17 protein-coding genes and 1 rRNA gene are annotated in these 17041 nt (G+C 61.4%); 15 read left to right on the top strand and 3 right to left on the bottom strand.

Going from position 1 to position 17041, the window contains the following annotated elements:
* Positions 1–107, top strand: a 5S ribosomal RNA gene (gene rrf / locus V8Z78_RS05960); the annotation flags it as partial.
* A 147-nt stretch (positions 108–254) separates the two neighbouring features.
* Here the strand turns inward: rrf and V8Z78_RS05955 are convergent.
* Entirely contained in the window at positions 255–1340 is a 1086-nt protein-coding gene (locus V8Z78_RS05955; protein WP_349731065.1) for an MBL fold metallo-hydrolase, read from the bottom strand.
* 121 nt (positions 1341–1461) lie between these two features.
* Between V8Z78_RS05955 and V8Z78_RS05950 the strand changes: the two genes are divergently transcribed.
* The 11 genes from V8Z78_RS05950 to V8Z78_RS05900 all read left to right on the top strand — a co-directional run bounded on the left by V8Z78_RS05950 (position 1462) and on the right by V8Z78_RS05900 (position 12211).
* Positions 1462–1863, top strand: a complete 402-nt coding sequence (locus V8Z78_RS05950; protein WP_003061601.1) for a MerR family transcriptional regulator — start codon at positions 1462–1464, stop codon at positions 1861–1863.
* A 48-nt stretch (positions 1864–1911) separates the two neighbouring features.
* Positions 1912–2370, top strand: a complete 459-nt coding sequence (locus V8Z78_RS05945; RefSeq protein WP_046460936.1) for a PaaI family thioesterase — start codon at positions 1912–1914, stop codon at positions 2368–2370.
* Positions 2371–2409: 39 nt separating this feature from the next.
* The gene (locus V8Z78_RS05940; protein WP_003061608.1) at positions 2410–3597 is read left to right on the top strand and encodes an isovaleryl-CoA dehydrogenase; all 1188 of its coding nucleotides are present in this window, start codon (positions 2410–2412) and stop codon (positions 3595–3597) included.
* A gap of 50 nt (positions 3598–3647) precedes the next feature.
* A complete protein-coding gene (can, locus tag V8Z78_RS05935; RefSeq protein ID WP_003061612.1) occupies positions 3648–4310 on the top strand; it encodes a carbonate dehydratase in 663 nt (220 codons plus the stop codon).
* Between the two features lie 103 nt (positions 4311–4413).
* On the top strand, positions 4414–6261 hold the full coding sequence (aceK, locus tag V8Z78_RS05930) for a bifunctional isocitrate dehydrogenase kinase/phosphatase (protein ID WP_046460937.1): 1848 nt from the start codon (positions 4414–4416) through the stop codon (positions 6259–6261).
* A gap of 41 nt (positions 6262–6302) precedes the next feature.
* Positions 6303–7487 carry an acetyl-CoA C-acyltransferase gene (locus V8Z78_RS05925; RefSeq protein ID WP_003073161.1) on the top strand — a complete coding sequence of 395 codons (1185 nt, stop codon included), beginning with the start codon at positions 6303–6305 and terminating at the stop codon, positions 7485–7487.
* A gap of 107 nt (positions 7488–7594) precedes the next feature.
* Entirely contained in the window at positions 7595–8707 is a 1113-nt protein-coding gene (locus tag V8Z78_RS05920) for a hypothetical protein (RefSeq protein WP_349731064.1), read from the top strand.
* A complete protein-coding gene (locus V8Z78_RS05915) occupies positions 8704–9333 on the top strand; it encodes an MSMEG_1061 family FMN-dependent PPOX-type flavoprotein (protein ID WP_003061621.1) in 630 nt (209 codons plus the stop codon). The genes V8Z78_RS05920 and V8Z78_RS05915 overlap by 4 nt, the downstream gene beginning before the upstream one ends.
* Before the next feature lie 77 nt (positions 9334–9410).
* The gene (locus tag V8Z78_RS05910; protein ID WP_046460939.1) at positions 9411–10082 is read left to right on the top strand and encodes an SDR family oxidoreductase; all 672 of its coding nucleotides are present in this window, start codon (positions 9411–9413) and stop codon (positions 10080–10082) included.
* 45 nt (positions 10083–10127) lie between these two features.
* Positions 10128–11258 carry an acyl-CoA dehydrogenase family protein gene (locus tag V8Z78_RS05905; RefSeq protein WP_003061626.1) on the top strand — a complete coding sequence of 377 codons (1131 nt, stop codon included), beginning with the start codon at positions 10128–10130 and terminating at the stop codon, positions 11256–11258.
* Between the two features lie 161 nt (positions 11259–11419).
* Positions 11420–12211, top strand: coding sequence for an alpha/beta fold hydrolase (locus V8Z78_RS05900; RefSeq protein WP_349731063.1), 792 nt, complete (start codon positions 11420–11422; stop codon positions 12209–12211).
* Between the two features lie 24 nt (positions 12212–12235).
* Here V8Z78_RS05900 and V8Z78_RS05895 read toward each other — a convergent pair whose 3' ends face one another.
* A complete protein-coding gene (locus V8Z78_RS05895) occupies positions 12236–12727 on the bottom strand; it encodes a DUF421 domain-containing protein (protein WP_034357088.1) in 492 nt (163 codons plus the stop codon).
* A gap of 130 nt (positions 12728–12857) precedes the next feature.
* Between V8Z78_RS05895 and V8Z78_RS05890 the strand changes: the two genes are divergently transcribed.
* Positions 12858–13271, top strand: coding sequence for a YchJ family protein (locus tag V8Z78_RS05890; RefSeq protein ID WP_179625445.1), 414 nt, complete (start codon positions 12858–12860; stop codon positions 13269–13271).
* The gene (locus tag V8Z78_RS05885; RefSeq protein ID WP_046460950.1) at positions 13255–15084 is read left to right on the top strand and encodes a hybrid sensor histidine kinase/response regulator; all 1830 of its coding nucleotides are present in this window, start codon (positions 13255–13257) and stop codon (positions 15082–15084) included. The genes V8Z78_RS05890 and V8Z78_RS05885 overlap by 17 nt, the downstream gene beginning before the upstream one ends.
* Here the strand turns inward: V8Z78_RS05885 and V8Z78_RS05880 are convergent.
* On the bottom strand, positions 15081–15776 hold the full coding sequence (locus tag V8Z78_RS05880; RefSeq protein ID WP_003061639.1) for a response regulator transcription factor: 696 nt from the start codon (positions 15774–15776) through the stop codon (positions 15081–15083). The two genes, V8Z78_RS05885 and V8Z78_RS05880, sit on opposite strands and share 4 nt — an antisense overlap.
* Before the next feature lie 156 nt (positions 15777–15932).
* Between V8Z78_RS05880 and V8Z78_RS05875 the strand changes: the two genes are divergently transcribed.
* Positions 15933–16991 carry a hypothetical protein gene (locus V8Z78_RS05875; RefSeq protein ID WP_349731062.1) on the top strand — a complete coding sequence of 353 codons (1059 nt, stop codon included), beginning with the start codon at positions 15933–15935 and terminating at the stop codon, positions 16989–16991.
* Positions 16992–17041: the final 50 nt, after the last annotated feature.

The following is a 17041-nucleotide window of genomic DNA, read 5'->3' as shown; positions in this document are numbered from 1 at the left end:
GACCATAGCAAGTTGGTACCACTCCTTCCCATCCCGAACAGGACAGTGAAACGACTTTGCGCCGATGATAGTGCGGGTTCCCGTGTGAAAGTAGGTCATTGTCAGGCTCTTACAGTGAAAACCCCGTAGTCGAAAGATTACGGGGTTTTTTATTGGGTACTTCAAAACGAGGAGCGGCTACCGCAGGCGGTCACTGCATTACTGCTGCAAAAATACCGGAAACCTATAAAAAGAGAGCGCCTAGCGCTCTCTTTTTATTTCTGCATATTCGGGGCGTAGAAGCGCAGGATGCCGTTTTCATCCAGCCGCCGTGTCAGTTGCCGGCTGAACCAGAGATAGTGCAGATGGGCCAGAGCTTCGCCCATGGCGAAAGTCATCTGATGGGTGTCCAGTTGGCGTTTGAAGAGGATGGGAAGGATGTCGGCAGCGCTCAGCCCCTGTAGCTGCGAGGCCTGTATGATGTCGTTCAGACGTTCCTGATGATGGTCGAGCAACTGCTGGACACGGACATGCAATCCCGTGAATGGTTTGCCATGCGAGGGCAGAACATAGGTATTCTGTGGGAGCGCGAAGTAGCGCTTCAGCGATGTGAGAAACAGCTGCAGCGGGTTGGCTTCGGGTTCGGAAGAATGCACGCTGACATTGGCGGAAATACGGGGAAGCACCATGTCGCCGCTGATCAGTGTCTCGAGCTCGGCGCAGTAAAGCGCCATGTGCTCCGGGGCGTGACCATAGCCGGCAATGCACTGCCACGTGCGGCCGTTGATGTCTATCTCGTCGCCATCCATGATGCGGTGATAGATGTCGGGGATGGGGGCGACTAGCGAAGAGTAATAGCTGCCCCGGCCGCGCACATGGAGCAGAAATTCCTCATCTCTTTGTCCGTGCAGGCTGTAGAAGTCCGCACCGGATTCGCCGCCGAAGCCGTCTCTGTCCTTCATGGCGACGCGGGCGACGTTGTAATCGGTGGCACTGATCCACAAGGGCGCATTCCATTGCTGGCAGAGCCAGCCGGCCAAGCCGATATGGTCGGGGTGCATATGGGTGACGATGACACGCAAAATAGGCAGGTCTTCAAGCGCAGAGGCAAAAATCTGTTCCCATTGCTCGCGCGCCTCGGTGCGATTGACGCAGCAGTCGATGACCGTCCAGCCCTCGCGTACCTGGCCATGCAGATTGGTCTGGCGATCACGCAGCAGCCAGAGGTTGATGTGATCGAGGGCAAACGGCAAGGTCATGCGGATCCACTTGACGCCGGGTGTCACTTCCAGAGTCTGGGCAGGACCGGGCAAGGTATCGCCGAGCGGGTAATGAAGAGCGGATTCTTGGCTTGAGGTCATGGGGCGGTATTTCGTTTAGCATTGACGTTAACGTAAACGTCAGTTTTGTCAAAGCATTTTAGAGATCAAGCCGCCTCTGGCAGTCGCCTGTGCGATGCAAGACTTACAACCCCACAGAATCATGTCGACCATTTACACCATCAGTGACCTTGCCAAAGAGTTCGATCTCACGACCCGGGCCATCCGTTTTTATGAGGACATGGGCTTGCTGCAGCCGGAGCGCTCCGGCGCAGGCGGTCGCAATCGCGTGTACTCGTCCCGAGATCGCGCACGTCTGCGCCTGACGCTGCGGGCCAAGCGCCTGGGACTGTCGCTGTCGGAGGCCAAGGAAATCATCGACATGTATGACAGCCCGCGTGATACGGGCGTGCAACTGCGCAAGTTTCTCGATGTGCTGGCCATCCACCGCAAGCAGCTCGAAGCGCAGATGGCCGATCTACAGGTGACCCTGGATGAGGTGCGAGAGCAGGAAAAAGAGGCTCGCACGCTATTGAAGAGGAGCGAGAGCAAAAATGGCGCATAATTGACGTTTACGTAAACGTCAATTGCAAAGCTTTGCTGGAGAGTTGCCATGTCTGTTGCAGGTGTCACCGAGTCTCTGGATTTTGTTCATCGAGTGAAGCAGAGCTTTGCCAAGCAAGGCGCCATGGTCACGATTGGCGCGGAGCTGAGCCTGGTGGAGCCAGGCGTTGTCGATATCTGTCTGGACTGGGCTCCGGGCCTGACGCAGCAGCATGGCTTTTTGCACGCCGGCATGGTATCCACCGCACTCGACTCGGCCTGCGGCTACGCGGGCCTGACGCTGATGCCGGCCGATGCGGCCGTGCTCACCATCGAATTCAAGATCAACCTGCTCGCTCCTGCCAAAGGCCAGCGCTTTCGCATGGAGGGCCGGGTCATCAAGCCCGGACGCACCATCACCGTATCCGAAGGCAAGGCGTTTGCCATTGACCAGGGAAAAGAGAAACTGATTGCCACAATGGGCTGCACTCTGATGTGTGTGCAGAACCGTGAAGGCATACAACACTGACAAGACGATTCGTCAGACCCATATCTACAGGAGACAACCATGAGCCTTGCCAATCTGCCCGGACTGAACTTCCAGCTCGGTGAAGACATCGATGCGCTGCGTGATGCGGTGCGTGAATTCGCACAGAGCGAGATTGCTCCGCGTGCGGCCGAGATTGATCGCAGCGACCAGTTCCCCATGGACGTGTGGCGCAAGTTCGGCGAGCTGGGCGTGCTCGGCATCACCGTGCCCGAGCAGTACGGCGGCGCCGATATGGGCTATCTGGCGCATATGGTGGCCATGGAGGAAATATCGCGCGCCAGTGCCTCGGTGGGCCTGTCCTATGGCGCCCACAGCAATCTGTGTGTGAACCAGATCAATCGCAACGGCAGCGAGGCGCAGAAGGCCAAATACCTGCCCAAGCTCATCACTGGGGAGCATGTGGGCGCGCTGGCCATGAGCGAGCCCGGTGCCGGCTCTGACGTCATCAGCATGAAGCTCAAGGCCGAGGACAAGGGCGGCTACTACCTGCTCAACGGCAACAAGATGTGGATCACCAACGGGCCCGATGCCGACACCCTGGTGGTCTATGCCAAGACTGAGCCGGAGATGGGCGCTCGTGGCGTGACGGCCTTTCTGATCGAGAAGGGCATGAAGGGCTTCTCGATCGCGCAAAAGCTCGACAAGCTGGGTATGCGAGGCAGCCACACGGGCGAGCTGGTGTTCCAGGATGTGGAAGTGCCGGCTGAAAACATTCTTGGCGGCCTGAACATGGGCGCCAAGGTATTGATGAGCGGCCTGGACTATGAGCGCGCCGTCCTGACCGGCGGTCCGCTGGGCATCATGCAGTCCGTCATGGACAATGTCGTCCCCTATATCCACGACCGCAAGCAGTTCGGCCAGAGCATCGGCGAGTTCCAGCTGATCCAGGGCAAGGTGGCGGATATGTACACCGTGCTGCAAGCAGGCCGCTCTTTTGCCTATACGGTCGCTAAAAACCTGGATCTTCTGGGAACCGATCATGTGCGCCAGGTTCGCAAGGACTGCGCCAGCGTGATCTTGTGGTGCGCTGAGAAGGCCACCTGGATGGCCGGCGAGGGCGTGCAAATCTATGGCGGCAATGGGTATATCAACGAGTATCCGCTCGGTCGTCTGTGGCGAGATGCGAAACTCTACGAGATTGGCGCTGGCACCAGCGAAATTCGCCGCATGCTCATAGGCCGCGAGCTGTTTGCTGAAACCTGCTGAAAAAGCAGGAGCTGCGCCGTTCTTTCAACCACAAAAAGAAGGATAGCTTCATGACAACGACCTCCATCGAAGAACTGTTTGTCCACAACCGCCAATGGGCAGACCAGATGGAGCGTGATCGTCCTGGTTTCTTTACCGGACTGATGGCGCAGCAAAAGCCCAAATACATGTGGATCGGCTGCTCGGACAGCCGCGTGCCAGCCAACCAGATCACGGGTCTGGAGCCTGGCGAGGTGTTCGTGCACCGCAACGTGGCCAACGTGGTGGTGCCCAGCGATCTGAACTGCCTGTCCACTATCCAGTACTCGGTCGATCATCTGAAGATCGAGCACCTGATGGTTGTGGGCCACTATGGCTGCGGCGGCGTGTATGCGGCGCTCAATAATCTGCGTCTGGGTCTGGTGGACAACTGGACCCGCCATGTGCGCGACGTGCGCGACAAGCACATCAAGCTGCTGGAAGGCATCTCCACCCAGTTCCGCCACGATGTGCTGTGCGAACTCAACGCCATCGAGCAGGTGGTCAACGTGGCCCAGTCCACCGTGATGCAGGATGCCTGGGCCCGTGGCCAGAAGGTGACTCTGCACGGCTGGTGCTACAGCCTCAACAACGGCCACATCACCAACCTCGAAATGACCGTGCCTGGTGTGGGCGGTCTGGAGGATGTCTACAACAAGGCTGTCGAGAAGGTCGCTGCGCGCAAGCGCGACTGATCGCTGCCGCTGCGCAGTTGCAGTGCCCTCAAGCGGACTCAAGGCCTGTGTCGCTTGTTCCGTTTGAGAGTGCTGCTCACTTATCTGGAGCGACTGGCCCGCCATGTTTCCGCAACGACTGGACGCCCCCGAGGCCTATGCCATTGCGCAGGCCCTGATGCATGGCTACAACCAGCATTACCGCATGTTCAGTGCGGAAGCTGCCCGAGCCAAGCAGCGCTTCGAGACCATGGACTGGCCGGGCCAGCAGCAGGCTCAGCGTGAGCGCATAGAGTTCTACGACCGGCAGGTGCGTGCCTGCATCCAGAGGTTGGAAGAGGAGTTTGCCGCCAGCCTGCAGAGCATGGCTGTCTGGCAGCAGGTCAAGCTTCATTACATCGGCCTGATGGTCGATCATCTGCAGCCGGAGCTGGCCGAGACCTTCTTCAACTCGGTCACGACCAAGATTCTGCACCGCACCCACTTCCAGAACGACTTCATCTTCGTGCGTGCGGCTGTCAGCACCGAATACCTGGAAAATACCGCGCCGGGTGCCGTACCCATCTACCGCGCCTATTACCCCGGCAACCTCGCCCAGCTCGAAGGCACGCTGCAGACCCTGTTCGAGCAACTGCAGCTGCAATGCCGCTTCGAAGACCTGCAGCGCGACGTGCATCTGCTGGCCGAGCGCATACGCGAGAGGCTGGCGGGCCTGACGCTCAGGGCCAACTTCCAGCTCCAGGTGCTGTCCAGCCTGTTCTATCGCAACAAGGGGGCTTACCTGGTCGGCAAGATCATCACCGGCTATACCGAGCTGCCGCTGGCGATTCCCATCCTGCATGGAGAGCAGGAGCAGCTCATAGTGCATGCGGCCCTGTTCGGCGAGGACGACCTGCATGCGCTGTTCAGCTTTGCGCGCGCCTACTTCATGGTGGACATGGAAGTGCCCAGCGCCTATGTGAGCTTTCTGCGCAGCCTCATGCCGCGCAAGCCCAAGGCGGAAATCTATAACGCCCTGGGTCTGGCCAAGCAGGGCAAGACCCTGTTCTACCGCGACTTTCTGCATCATCTGCGCCATTCCAGCGATCAGCTGCGCATTGCGCCCGGCATCAAGGGTCTGGTCATGCTGGTGTTCGACCTGCCGAGCTTTCCCTATGTGTTCAAGCTCATCAAGGATCGTATCGCCAGCAGCAAGGATGTCTCGCGTCCCCAGGTCAAGGCCAAGTACCAGCTGGTCAAGAAGCATGATCGTGGCGGCCGCATGGCCGACACCATGGAGTACAGCCTGGTGGCTTTTCCCAAGGAGCGCTTCAGCGACGAGCTGCTGGCCGAGCTGCACGCTCAGGCCCCCGAGCAGATCGAGATCAGCGACCGTGATGGCGACGGGCAGATGGAGGTCATCATCAGCCACCTCTACATAGAGCGCCGCCTGGTGCCGCTGAACCTGTTCCTGATGGAGTGCCTGGCCGAGGCAGACACCAAGCCGGAGCGCCGCGCTGCCATGGAGAGGGCGATTCTCGAGTACGGCAATGCCATCAAGGATCTGGTCGCCACGAATATCTTTCCCGGCGACATGCTGTGGAAGAACTTCGGCGTCACGCGCGGCGGCAAGGTGGTGTTCTACGACTATGACGAGATCGAATACCTGACCGATTGCAATTTCCGCGAGGTGCCGCAGCCGCGAACCGAGGAAGAGGAGATGTCGGGCGACATCTGGTACTCGGTCGGCCCCAGGGATGTCTTCCCCGAGACCTTCGGGCCTTTTCTGCTGGGCCATCCGGCTGTGCGCGACATCTTCATGCGCCATCACGCCGACCTGCTGGAGGCCGAGTTCTGGCGCGGCCACCAGAGCCGTATCCGTGACGGTCATTTTCTGGACGTGTTCCCCTACGAGCGCAGCCGCTTTCTGCATGCCGGCGACGCAGGCCTGGACACGCTGCGTTTCGAGATTCCCGCCAATAGCCTCGCTTGAAGAGGCAGATCACATCCATCCATTTTTCAAGGAGACAAACCATGCATCAGGATCCCGTAGTCATCGTCAGCGCTGCCCGCACTCCCATGGGCGCGTTTCAGGGCGACTTTTCCGATCTGGCCGCCCATGATCTGGGCGGAGCAGCCATCAAGGCGGCAGTCGAGCGCGCCGGCATCCGGCCCGAGCTGGTGGAGGAAGTGCTGTTCGGCAACTGCCTGATGGCCGGCCAGGGCCAGGCTCCGGCTCGTCAGGCCGGCTTCAAGGGCGGCCTGCCGCAAAGCACAGGCGCCGTGACCCTGTCCAAGATGTGCGGCGCCGGCATGGAGGCCACCATTCTGGCGCACGACCAGCTCATCGCCGGCAGCCGCGATGTGATGATTGCCGGCGGCATGGAGAGCATGACCAATGCCCCTTATCTGCTCAAGAAGGGGCGTGGCGGCTATCGCATGGGGCACGACAAGATCTTCGATCACATGATGCTCGACGGTCTGGAGGACGCCTATGAGGCCGGCCGCTCCATGGGCACTTTCGGAGAGGACTGCGCCGCCAAATACCAGTTCACGCGTGAAGCGCAGGACGCGTTTGCCATTGCCAGCGTGCAGCGAGCCCAGGCCGCCGCGCAAAGCGGTGCTTTTGACGCCGAAATCACTCCCGTCACCGTCAAGACCCGCAAGGGCGACGTGACCGTCAGCGTTGACGAAGGCCCGGCCAAGGCCAAGCTGGACAAGATCTCCAGCCTCAAGCCTGCGTTCAAGAAGGACGGCACCATCACCGCGGCGTCGAGCTCCAGCATCAACGACGGCGCCGCCGCCATGGTGCTGATGCGCGAGTCCACGGCCAAGCAGCTGGGCTGCAAGCCGCTGGCGCGCATCGTCTCGCACGCGACCTTTGCACAGGCCCCCGAGTGGTTCACTACCGCGCCCGTGGGCGCCACCGAAAAGGCGCTCAAGAAGGCTGGCTGGGCCGTGGAGGATGTGGACCTGTGGGAAATCAATGAAGCCTTTGCCGTGGTGCCCATGGCGCTGATGGCCGATCTCAAGGTCTCGCATGACAAGGTCAACGTGAATGGCGGCGCCTGCGCTCTCGGACACCCGATTGGCGCCAGCGGTGCGCGCATTCTGGTCACCCTGCTGCATGCGCTCAAGACACGCGGCAAGAAGAAGGGCCTGGCCACGCTGTGCATCGGCGGCGGCGAGGCCACGGCCATGGCCGTTGAGCTGATCTGACGCCATTTGCTCAGAACCGTCACCGGTTTGCTCTACAGTGAACGCATGTTCAACGGATTGCACGCATTCGCGCTGAATGTGTGCAGCTCACATTGCGGAAATCATTCATGAGCGCAGACATTCACCACGACGAGAGCGAGACCATCAAGCCGCTGGAGCCGCAGCAGATTGATGCTTTCTGGGGCGATTTTTCCAACCAGCTGAGCCAGCTGGAGGCGCTCGATCGCCATGAGTTTGTGGAAAGCTCCAATGAGTTGCTGCACCAATATGCACCGGGCCTGAGTCTGGAGCTGGAGGGCAAGCTCGGGGAGGCCGGCTCCCGTCTGGTGATCTCGGCCCATGGCAACACGGCGCAGTTCGAGAATGCCCAGGCACTGGTGCGCCAGGCGCCGCGTTTCGAGCATTACAGCGTGCAGGCGTTTCGCAGCCGCGCGCTGGGCAGCAACTTCGGCATGCGCATGGACGGCTTCGAGCTGGCCTGCTCCGATATCCGGGTGGGCTATTACGATGCGGGAGGCATCATAGGCCTCAAGCTCTCGTTCGAGAAGCCCATTGCCAGGGACATGGCCGAGCATGCACAGCACATGGCTTTCATCATGCTGGACCATGTGCTGGGCGAGTGGGATTTTTCCGTACGCGTGGGTCCGGTGGAGTTTGCCTCCGAGGCTGCGGCCGATGTCTACGGCTCCGCTCTGCTGTCGGAGTTTCCGCCGCTGTTCGATGGCTTCATCCGCCAGCAACTGGGCCGCAGCTATGAATTCCCCCAGGAAGACAGCGACCGCTGGCTCTCGCTCGAAGTGCGCGCGCAGGATGCCGACGAAGATGCACCGCCCGACATCCTGACCTTCCACGACGGTGCCAATGCCGTGGCCACGCGCGCCGATCTGTCGCATTTCATGGAATGGCGCTTCAGATTCTCGAGCCAGCAAGAGCTGGACGGCGTGCGCGACGCCCAGGATGCGCTGGATGAACAACTCAGCCGTGAACAGCGCGGCATTCTTGCCTTCTCGCGCGTGGAAAACATGAGTGCCCGCGTGGCCACCTACTATGTGGAAGATCCGGCCCATGCGGTGCAGCTGGCCGTACAGCTGGGCAGACAGCATGTGCCCGAGCTGGAGGGCGAGCTCAGCGTGAGCTTCGACCCTTCCTGGAACGAGTTCCTGTCACTGTATGCCGCCATCCACCGCAACGACCGTCCCGAGGAGGTCCTGGCTTCATGATCACTTCGCGCGAACAACTGCTGCAGTTGTACGAGCCTCCTGCCGAGCGGGCGCTGCTCAAGCAGCAGTGGGAGCTGGATCGGCACTGCCTGCGCTTTATCGCGCTGTCGCCGTTTCTGGTCATGGCCACCGGCGGTGCGGGCGGCACCTTGCTCGATGCTTCGCCACGAGGCGGCAAGCCTGGCTTCGTCAAGGCACCGGACGCCAATACCTTGCTCATTCCCGATGCGGGCGGCAACAACCGGCTGGACAGCCTGAGCAATCTGCTCGACGACCCGCGCCTGGGCCTGCTGTTCTTTGTGCCGGGCTTCGACGAAACCCTGCGCGTCAACGGCACGGCCCAGCTGCGTGACGAGGCGCATTACACGGCCTTGTTTGCCAGCGATCATTTCCGCCCCAAGCTGGTGATCGAAGTCCATGTGCAGGAAGCCTATCTGCACTGCGCCAAGGCGCTGATGCGCTCGCGCCTGTGGAGCGAGGAGGCCAGGGTGGCGCGCAACGTCATGCCCACGCTCAATCAGATCATCCATGCCCAAATGGGGCTGACCGCGCAACCTGAATCGCAGGAAAGCATGGTGGCCCGCTATGGCGCCATGATTGCCGCCGAGCAGATCAAGAAAAATTGATAGCTGACAGCGCCTGTCATGAAAGGATTCTCGATGAAAAACGTTTTGAAACCCAATATTCATAGGCGCAAACAGCTATGGCTTTGATACTGATTCTTGGCGCATCACGCGGCCTGGGCCGAGCCCTGGCCGAGGCCTATCTGGCACAGGGCCACCAGGTGATTGCCACCGTGCGCAAGGCTGAAGACATGGTCGACCTGCAGGCACGCGGCGCCCGGGTGCTGCAGGTTGACCTGGCAGATCCCGCCAGCGTCAGCGGCCTGGCCTGGCAGCTCGACGGGGCCAGCATTGACGTCGCGCTGTACGTGGCCGGTGTCTGGGACGGTCATGACGCAGGCGTGCCGCCTACCCAGCAGCAGTTCGACCTGGTGATGCACAGCAATGTGCTGGGCTTTATGCAGGCCCTGCCGCAGATTGCTCCCATGGTGCAGGAGGCTGGCGGCGTGATCGGCGCCTTCTCCAGCGGTATGTCCCTGCTGGCCGATGCGGACGAGAGCGCCTGGCTGTACCGCGTCAGCAAGGCTGCGCTCAATATGGCCGTGGTCTCGGCCTGCCGCCAATGGCCGGGGCTGACGCTGCTGGCGCTGGACCCGGGCTGGGTGCAGACCGCGATGGGCGGCGCTGCGGCCCCGCTGTCGGTGGCTCAAAGCGTGCAGGGACTGATGCAGGCCCTGGCGCAGGTCAAGCCCGAAGACCGTGGTCAGCTGCTGCGCCACGACGGCAGATACATCAAGCTTCTAGACGCCTAGCCCAGGCTGAACAACGGGCATATAGCTATAAATATCGGAGACAACATGCTGCTGAATCAGGACCAGGAAATGATCCGCGACGCTTTGCGCGATTTTGTGCGCGAGCAGATCACACCCCATGCCGCGCGCTGGGACAAGGAACACGAGTTCCCCAAGGACGTGCACCAGGGGCTTGCCGCGCTCGGTGCCTATGGCATCTGCGTGCCCGAGGAGCTCGGCGGTGCGGGCCTGGACTATGTGAGCCTGGCGCTGGTGCTCGAGGAAATCGCCGCTGGCGACGGCGGCACCAGCACCGTCATCAGCGTGACCAATTGCCCGGTCAATGCCATCCTCATGAAGTACGGCAATGCCAGCCAGCAGGAGCAATGGCTGCGTCCGCTGGCACAGGGTCAGATGCTGGGTGCTTTCTGCCTGACCGAGCCCCATGTGGGCAGCGATGCCTCGGCGCTGCGTACCACGGCCGTGCGCGATGGCGGCGACTACGTCATCAACGGCGTCAAGCAGTTCATCACCAGTGGCAAGAATGGCGATGTAGCCATCGTCATCGCCGTCACCGACAAGACGGCGGGCAAGAAGGGCATGAGTGCCTTCATCGTGCCCACCGGCAATCCCGGCTACCAGGTGGCACGTCTCGAAGACAAGCTGGGCCAGCACAGCAGCGATACGGCGCAGATCAATTTCGAGAACTGCCGCATTCCCGCCGCGAACCTGATCGGGGCCGAGGGCGAGGGCTACAAGATTGCACTTTCCGCACTGGAGGGCGGGCGTATCGGCATTGCCGCGCAAAGCGTGGGCATGGCACGTGCGGCCTTTGAATGCGCGCTGCAATACAGCAAGGAACGCGAGAGCTTTGGTCAGCCCATCTTCAACCATCAGGCCGTGGGCTTCAGGCTTGCCGAATGCGCGACGCAGATCGAAGCGGCACGGCAACTGATCTGGCATGCCGCCAGCCTGCGTGATGCGGGTCTTCCCTGCCTCAAGGAAGCCGCCATGGCCAAGCTCTTTGCCAGCGAGATGGCCGAGCGCGTATGCAGCGCCGCCATCCAGACCCTGGGCGGCTATGGCGTGGTGAGCGACTTTCCCGTGGAGCGCATCTATCGCGATGTGCGCGTGTGCCAGATCTACGAAGGCACCAGCGATGTGCAGAAGATATTGATCCAGCGGGCGCTGGCCTGATCTACGCCTGGCGGCAAAAGCCCGCCGTTGTCAACTGCCGTGCACGAGGCTGTGGCACATCAGGGGACGGGCCGGTTGCCGATGTCACAAGGCCTGCTTAGGATGTACTCAGTGTGGGGAGTTCCCCCAGGGGTTTCAACCATTTGCAGCAGGAGTCCGGCATGCCTTTTGCCCAGGTCAATGGTCAGAATATCTACTACGAGGACACGGGAGGGCGTGGCCCGGCCATTGTGTTCTCGCACGGCCTGCTCATGGACCGCACCATGTTCGAGCCGCAGATTCAGGCTTTGCAGGGGCAGTATCGCTGCATCAGCTGGGACGAGCGGGGCCATGGGCAGACGGCCGATCCCGAGCATTGCGAAGCGTTCAGCTACTATGACTCGGCCGACGATCTGGCGGCTTTGCTCAAATATCTGGGTGTGGAAAAAGCGGTGCTGGTGGGCATGTCGCAAGGCGGCTATCTGTCGCTGCGCTGCGCGCTGATTCACCCCGATGTCGTGGGCGCGCTGGTGCTGATAGACACCCAGGCCATGCTGGAAGACCCCGAGCAGATGCCCCACCACGAGGCGCTGCTCAAGGCCTGGATGGAGCATGGTCTGTCAGATGACATGGCCACCATCGTGGAGCACACGATTCTGGGTCAGGGCTGGCCCGGGGCTGCGCAGTGGCGCGCCAAATGGAAACAGGCCTCGCCGATCAACCTGGGGCAGAGCTTTGCGACGCTGGCGCTGCGCGATGACATCAGTCCGCGCCTGGCCGAAATCAAGGTGCCTGCGCTGGTGATTCATGGCGACAAGGATGCAGCCATCGGCGTGGAGCGTGCGCGGGCCATGTTCAAGGGCCTGCCCCAGGCCCAGTGGGTGGATGTGGCCGGTGCAGGCCATGCCGCCAATCTCACGCACCCGGAACCCGTGAATGCGGCCATCAGGCAGTTTCTGGACGGCCTGCACTGAGAACCTAAACACGCTCTGAGGCTCTCAGGCCTCCCCCAGCTCAGCCATGCTGCGCTTGCGCAGCACCACGGTGATCTGGCCGTTGGTCTCGATCGTGGCGCGCTCCACCTCATGCGCGTTGAGGCAGCCATTGGAGCGCAGGGCCGCCGCCAGGTCTTCGGCAGTGATCTGCTCCTGCGTCATCAGACTGGGTTGCACAATGCCCTGGTGAATCAGAACCTTGGGTTTGCCATTCACCAGCCTGCGAAGCCTCGCAAAGCGGTAACTCAGGCGGGAGAGCAGCGCATGGCAGGCCAGCAGCGTGCCGGCACTGATCAGGCCGCCGATCAGCGAGTTGTCGCCCGCATTCATGGAGTTCTGTACTGCGTTGGAAAGAATCAGCAGCAGCACCAGGTCGAAAGGTGCGTACTGGCCGGTCTGGCGCCTGCCGGTCAGACGCAGAAACACCAGCAGAAACAGGTAGACGCTGACACCGCGAATCACGAACTCCCACCAGGGAGCAGCCATGGAGAACATAGGCAAACCTTTGAGCAGCGAGCTTTGGACTGCCGCTACTGTGCTCTGAGGCAACCGACTGCGCAAGCCGGCTTGCTCGTTGTTCGACTTGGCCGACAATGCAGCATTGCCAATCAAGACTGCCAAAGTTGTGAAAGAAGCCGAGAAAAAGTGGGACTGTCCCTGTGGACGCAAGAATGCCAAGGGGCGGCTGCTGGCCTATGCCGATTGCTGTGGCCGCTACATCGATCACTGGGATGCCCGGCCCGCTCCCGATGCCGAGGCGCTGATGCGCTCGCGCTACACGGCCTTCGTGTCTGAGAATCAGGAATATTTGCAAGCCACCTGGCATGCCAGCCAGCGCCCGTCGCAGCTCGACTTCGATGCTGCCACCAAATGGCTGGGGCTGGATGTGAAGCAGTTTCAACCAACCGGAGCGGCTTCAGCGGAGGTCGAATTCGTCGCCCGCTATCGTCTGGCGGGTCGTGCCGTGCGCCTGCATGAGCGCAGCCGCTTTGTGCTCGAGGGTGGGCGATGGTTCTACGTTGATGGCGACCAGTTCTGAAGTCGATTCGGCGCAGTTGACCCGGCTGCAGGCCAGTCTGCGCCTGTTGCAGTCCCTGGCTTCGCGTGGCTCCTCCGAAATAGCGGCCTTGCTGATTCCGGCCCTGTTGCTGTGGGTCAGTACCCGCAACAGCCCCGCCGTCAGCGCGGGGCTGGCCTGGTGGTGGGGGCTGATGATCGTCATGGCGCTGGGCTTTCTGCTGTTCCGCCGCAGCCTGCATCGTCAGTGGCGGTCGGCGCGCGATTGGGAGCCATCGCGACTGCAGGCGGCATTGACGACCTGGCAGCGACAGCTGGCGCTGGCCGCACTGATCAACGGCCTGCTTTGGGTCAGCGTGCTGGCCTTTACCTGGGGCGAAAGCCATAGTGAGCTGCGTCTGCTGATCTATCTGGTGCTGCTGGGCGTGATGGCATCGGCTGCCACTTTTCTGGCGCCCGTACTGCAGGTATTTGCCGCCTTCATGGCGGGTATTTACTTGCCCATGTTGCTGTGCACGCTGCATTACTTTCCGAAAAAAGGCCCTTATCTGTTGCCGCTGCTGCTGCTGTACGGCGCCATACTTGCACGCCACGCCTGGGGCGCGAGGCGCTTCGTGCAGCAGCAGATGGCGCACGAGCTGGAGCGTCAGGCACTGGCGGAGCGCTATCGCGAGGCCAAGGAGCAGGCCGAGAATGCGCTGGCCGAGAAAAACTGGTTCATCTCCGCCGCCAGCCATGATCTGCGGCAACCCTTGCATGCCATGGGCCTGATGCTGCAAGCCGCCCATCAGCGCAATCAGGATGATGAGCTGGCACAACTGCTGCAGGAAATGAAGGCCTGCACGCGCGATCTGGGCTCCATGTTCAACGACCTGATGGATCTGTCGCGACTTGAGGGCGACAGCTTCGCGCCGCAATGGCAGGCGGTATCCATGAGTGCGGTGCTGGACGAGGCTCGGCGCCTGTTCTCGCGCGAGGCAGCGCAGCGCGGTCTGCGTCTGCGCGTGAGGCAGCCGGCTCATATGCCGGCGCTGTGCACGGATGCGGTGCTGTTGCGGCAGATGGTTTTCAATCTGCTGCAAAACGCGCTGCGCTACACCGACCAGGGCGGGGTGCTGCTGGCGCTGCGGCACAGGCAGGGGCGCTGGCTTTTGCAGGTGTGGGACAGCGGCTGCGGCATGAGCGAGCAGGAATGCGCACAGGTCTTCATGCGTCACTATCGCAGCCCTGCGCGCCAGCAGCGCGATGCCAGGGATGGCGTGCCGGCTCCATTGCGCGGGCGTGGCCTGGGCTTGTCCGTGGTGGCGCTGGCGGCGCAGCGGCTGGGCGTGGAATGCGGAGTTCAGTCGCTGCCGGGCAAGGGTTCATGTTTCTGGCTGCGCTGGCCGCAGGATGCCGAGCAGTGGCAGACCTCGTCTGTGCTGCCGGCACCGCCGATATCGACTGGGCCGCAGTGGTTTGCCCCCTTGCAGGGGCACTGCCTAGTCGTGGAAAACGATGCGCAGCTGGCCCCGGTGCTGGTGCAGATTTTGCAGAGCTGGGGTGTGCAGGTGCAAAGAGCGCGCAGCTTGCTTGAGGCGCAGCAACTGCTGGCCGATGGACTGCGGCCAGACTTTGTGCTGTGCGACCAGCGATTGAAGGATGGTGCAAGCGGGCTTGAGTGTTTGATGCAGCTGCTGGAGGAGCATCCGCAAGCCAGCGGTGCTTTGATGAGCGGCGATGAGGAGATGCTGGAGCAGGTCCAGGATCAGGGCTATCTGGCTCTGGCGACCCCGCTGCAGCCCGACCAGCTGCATGCCGTGCTGGCGCGCTGTATGGCGATCCGTCAGCCTTAGTCCAAGTCGACCTCGATGCCTCGCATGCGCGTGATCAGCGCCACGCGGTTGCTGGCGCCCAGGCGCTGCAGCAGGGCGGTGACATGTTCCTTGACCGTGTATTCGGACAGGTTCAGCGCCTGTGCAATGGCGCGATTGGGCTTGCCCTGCAGCAACAGGCTCAGCACCTGAGCCTGGCGCGCAGTGATGCCGAGTTCTCTGGCGCTCATGTGCAGGATGCTGCCCGCAGTTGGCGCCGGAGGGGCAGTGGGGATGGGAGGCAGGGCCTCAAACCAGGTGCGACCGGCCAGCAGGGCTTGCACTGCTGCCTGAAACTCGTGAGACGGGCTGCTTTTGTGCACAAAGCCATGCACACCTGCGGCAGCGGCCTTGCTGGCGATGGCCGGGTGCTTGTCGCCGCTGGTCACCAGAATGCGTGTGCCAGGCGCCAAGGCCAGGATGCTATGCACAAATTCCAGTGATGCGCCGTCCTCCAGCCAGAAGTCCATCACGGTGATAACGGGCTCACCCAGCGCAGCAATCATTGCCAGAGCCTCATTGCCGTGTGCCGCACAGCGCACCCGCTGCACGCCGGCGCTGGTCATCAGCACATGGGCTGCACCTTCAGCGACCAGCGGGTGATCATCCACCACCAGCGCATAGGGCTGTGCGCTCAGTTGAGTGGTGCTCAGGATTTGCAGTAGATCGGGCATGAGCGTTCCTTTGGGGCTTGGTAACAAAGACCCCTCCTCGGTAGGGAGTGATCTGCTCGCAAGCCTTCTGACAATGTCTGTAAGACGACGCTGCTTGTTATCTCAGTGTCGGGATATGGACATTTTCAACCAACATCAAGACCGAGGAGCAAGCCCGTGCCATCTCTTATGCAAATCACCCGTAGAACTGCAGCCTTGCTGCTGATTTCCACCCTGGCAGCCTGTGGCGGCGGTGGAGATGGCGGCAGCAGCGAAAGCGGAGGCGGAGGCGGTGGCTCCGAAGGCGGCGGAGGCAATACGGGTGGCGGCAACGGTGGCGGCAACGGCAATCAGACCGTCACGGGAACCTACAAGTTGGGCGGCCAGACGGCTACCAGCCATGCGCAGATGATGGATGCCGCCAACAGCATGGGGGCTGACGGCTATGCGCTGTTCAGCTCCCTGGCGGGCTCGATCAGCTCGACCGGTTCGGAGATCGGCGACTTCTATCTCACGGATACCGCACATGCAGGGCGAAAGTTCAGCTATGTCAATCCTGCGGCGCAGCCATCGCGCATCGGCTTTCTGGCACAGCTGAACCAACAGGGCAGCAGCGGCTATATGTACAAATCCGATGCGGTGTTCAGCGATGTCGGCGACATCCGCAGCGTCTATGTCAAGGACAACAGCCGCAGCGACCAGTTCAGCTACAGAACAGTGACGCCCGTGGCCACGACCGCCGAAGCCTTTGCCGCGGAGCTCAATGGACAAGGGGCCGAAGGCTATCGCTATCTGGGGCCCCAGATTATCAACAACGAGTTCTTCAGCCTGTATGCCAAGCGCAATGACAGCGTCACCTATACCTATCAGGTCGACAAGCTCGCCAGCTCATCCTCGGCCGCCGATGCTGCGGAGATGAGAGCGCGTCTGGCCCAAAAGGGTGCGGACGGCTGGTTCATACGCGGCACGCAGGGGCTGGGCAGCGACCTGATGAACATGAACTATGTGGATGTCTTCGAGAAGAGTTCGGTACAGAATGGCGCCATCGAATACCTGGTCGAGGCCTCGGCAAGCAGTGACTCGCTCACGACCCAGCTGAACAATATGAATGCCAACGCGGCCAATGGATTCTTCTACTTCAGCGGAATCATGACCGCCGACGGCAAGACCAGCACCATCTACGCCAAGAACAGCGTGTGGATGATCAATCCGCTGGCCGGAGTGACCTTCCCCTGAACTCGAAAAGGGCGTGAGCGCATAATCACGCCCTCTGTTTCTTGATACTA

This window comes from Comamonas sp. wu1-DMT, assembly GCF_040187805.1.
Taxonomy (GTDB): domain Bacteria; phylum Pseudomonadota; class Gammaproteobacteria; order Burkholderiales; family Burkholderiaceae_C; genus Comamonas; species Comamonas thiooxydans.
The sequence above is the reverse complement of the archived record's forward strand: the minus strand, read 5'-3'. Positions and strand labels throughout refer to the sequence as shown.

Bases quoted from the DNA above. Each gene is read 5' to 3' on its own strand.
- V8Z78_RS05885 (WP_046460950.1), top strand. From the start codon at position 13,255: ATGGCGACCAGTTCTGAAGTCGATTCGGCGCAGTTGACCCGGCTGCAG.
- V8Z78_RS05905 (WP_003061626.1), top strand. From the start codon at position 10,128: ATGCTGCTGAATCAGGACCAGGAAATGATCCGCGACGCTTTGCGCGAT.
- V8Z78_RS05920 (WP_349731064.1), top strand. From the start codon at position 7,595: ATGAGCGCAGACATTCACCACGACGAGAGCGAGACCATCAAGCCGCTG.
- V8Z78_RS05880 (WP_003061639.1), bottom strand. From the start codon at position 15,776: ATGCCCGATCTACTGCAAATCCTGAGCACCACTCAACTGAGCGCACAG.
- V8Z78_RS05940 (WP_003061608.1), top strand. From the start codon at position 2,410: ATGAGCCTTGCCAATCTGCCCGGACTGAACTTCCAGCTCGGTGAAGAC.
- V8Z78_RS05900 (WP_349731063.1), top strand. From the start codon at position 11,420: ATGCCTTTTGCCCAGGTCAATGGTCAGAATATCTACTACGAGGACACG.
- V8Z78_RS05945 (WP_046460936.1), top strand. From the start codon at position 1,912: ATGTCTGTTGCAGGTGTCACCGAGTCTCTGGATTTTGTTCATCGAGTG.
- V8Z78_RS05895 (WP_034357088.1), bottom strand. From the start codon at position 12,727: ATGTTCTCCATGGCTGCTCCCTGGTGGGAGTTCGTGATTCGCGGTGTC.
- V8Z78_RS05950 (WP_003061601.1), top strand. From the start codon at position 1,462: ATGTCGACCATTTACACCATCAGTGACCTTGCCAAAGAGTTCGATCTC.
- V8Z78_RS05925 (WP_003073161.1), top strand. From the start codon at position 6,303: ATGCATCAGGATCCCGTAGTCATCGTCAGCGCTGCCCGCACTCCCATG.
- V8Z78_RS05910 (WP_046460939.1), top strand. From the start codon at position 9,411: ATGGCTTTGATACTGATTCTTGGCGCATCACGCGGCCTGGGCCGAGCC.
- aceK (WP_046460937.1), top strand. From the start codon at position 4,414: ATGTTTCCGCAACGACTGGACGCCCCCGAGGCCTATGCCATTGCGCAG.
- can (WP_003061612.1), top strand. From the start codon at position 3,648: ATGACAACGACCTCCATCGAAGAACTGTTTGTCCACAACCGCCAATGG.
- V8Z78_RS05915 (WP_003061621.1), top strand. From the start codon at position 8,704: ATGATCACTTCGCGCGAACAACTGCTGCAGTTGTACGAGCCTCCTGCC.
- V8Z78_RS05955 (WP_349731065.1), bottom strand. From the start codon at position 1,340: ATGACCTCAAGCCAAGAATCCGCTCTTCATTACCCGCTCGGCGATACC.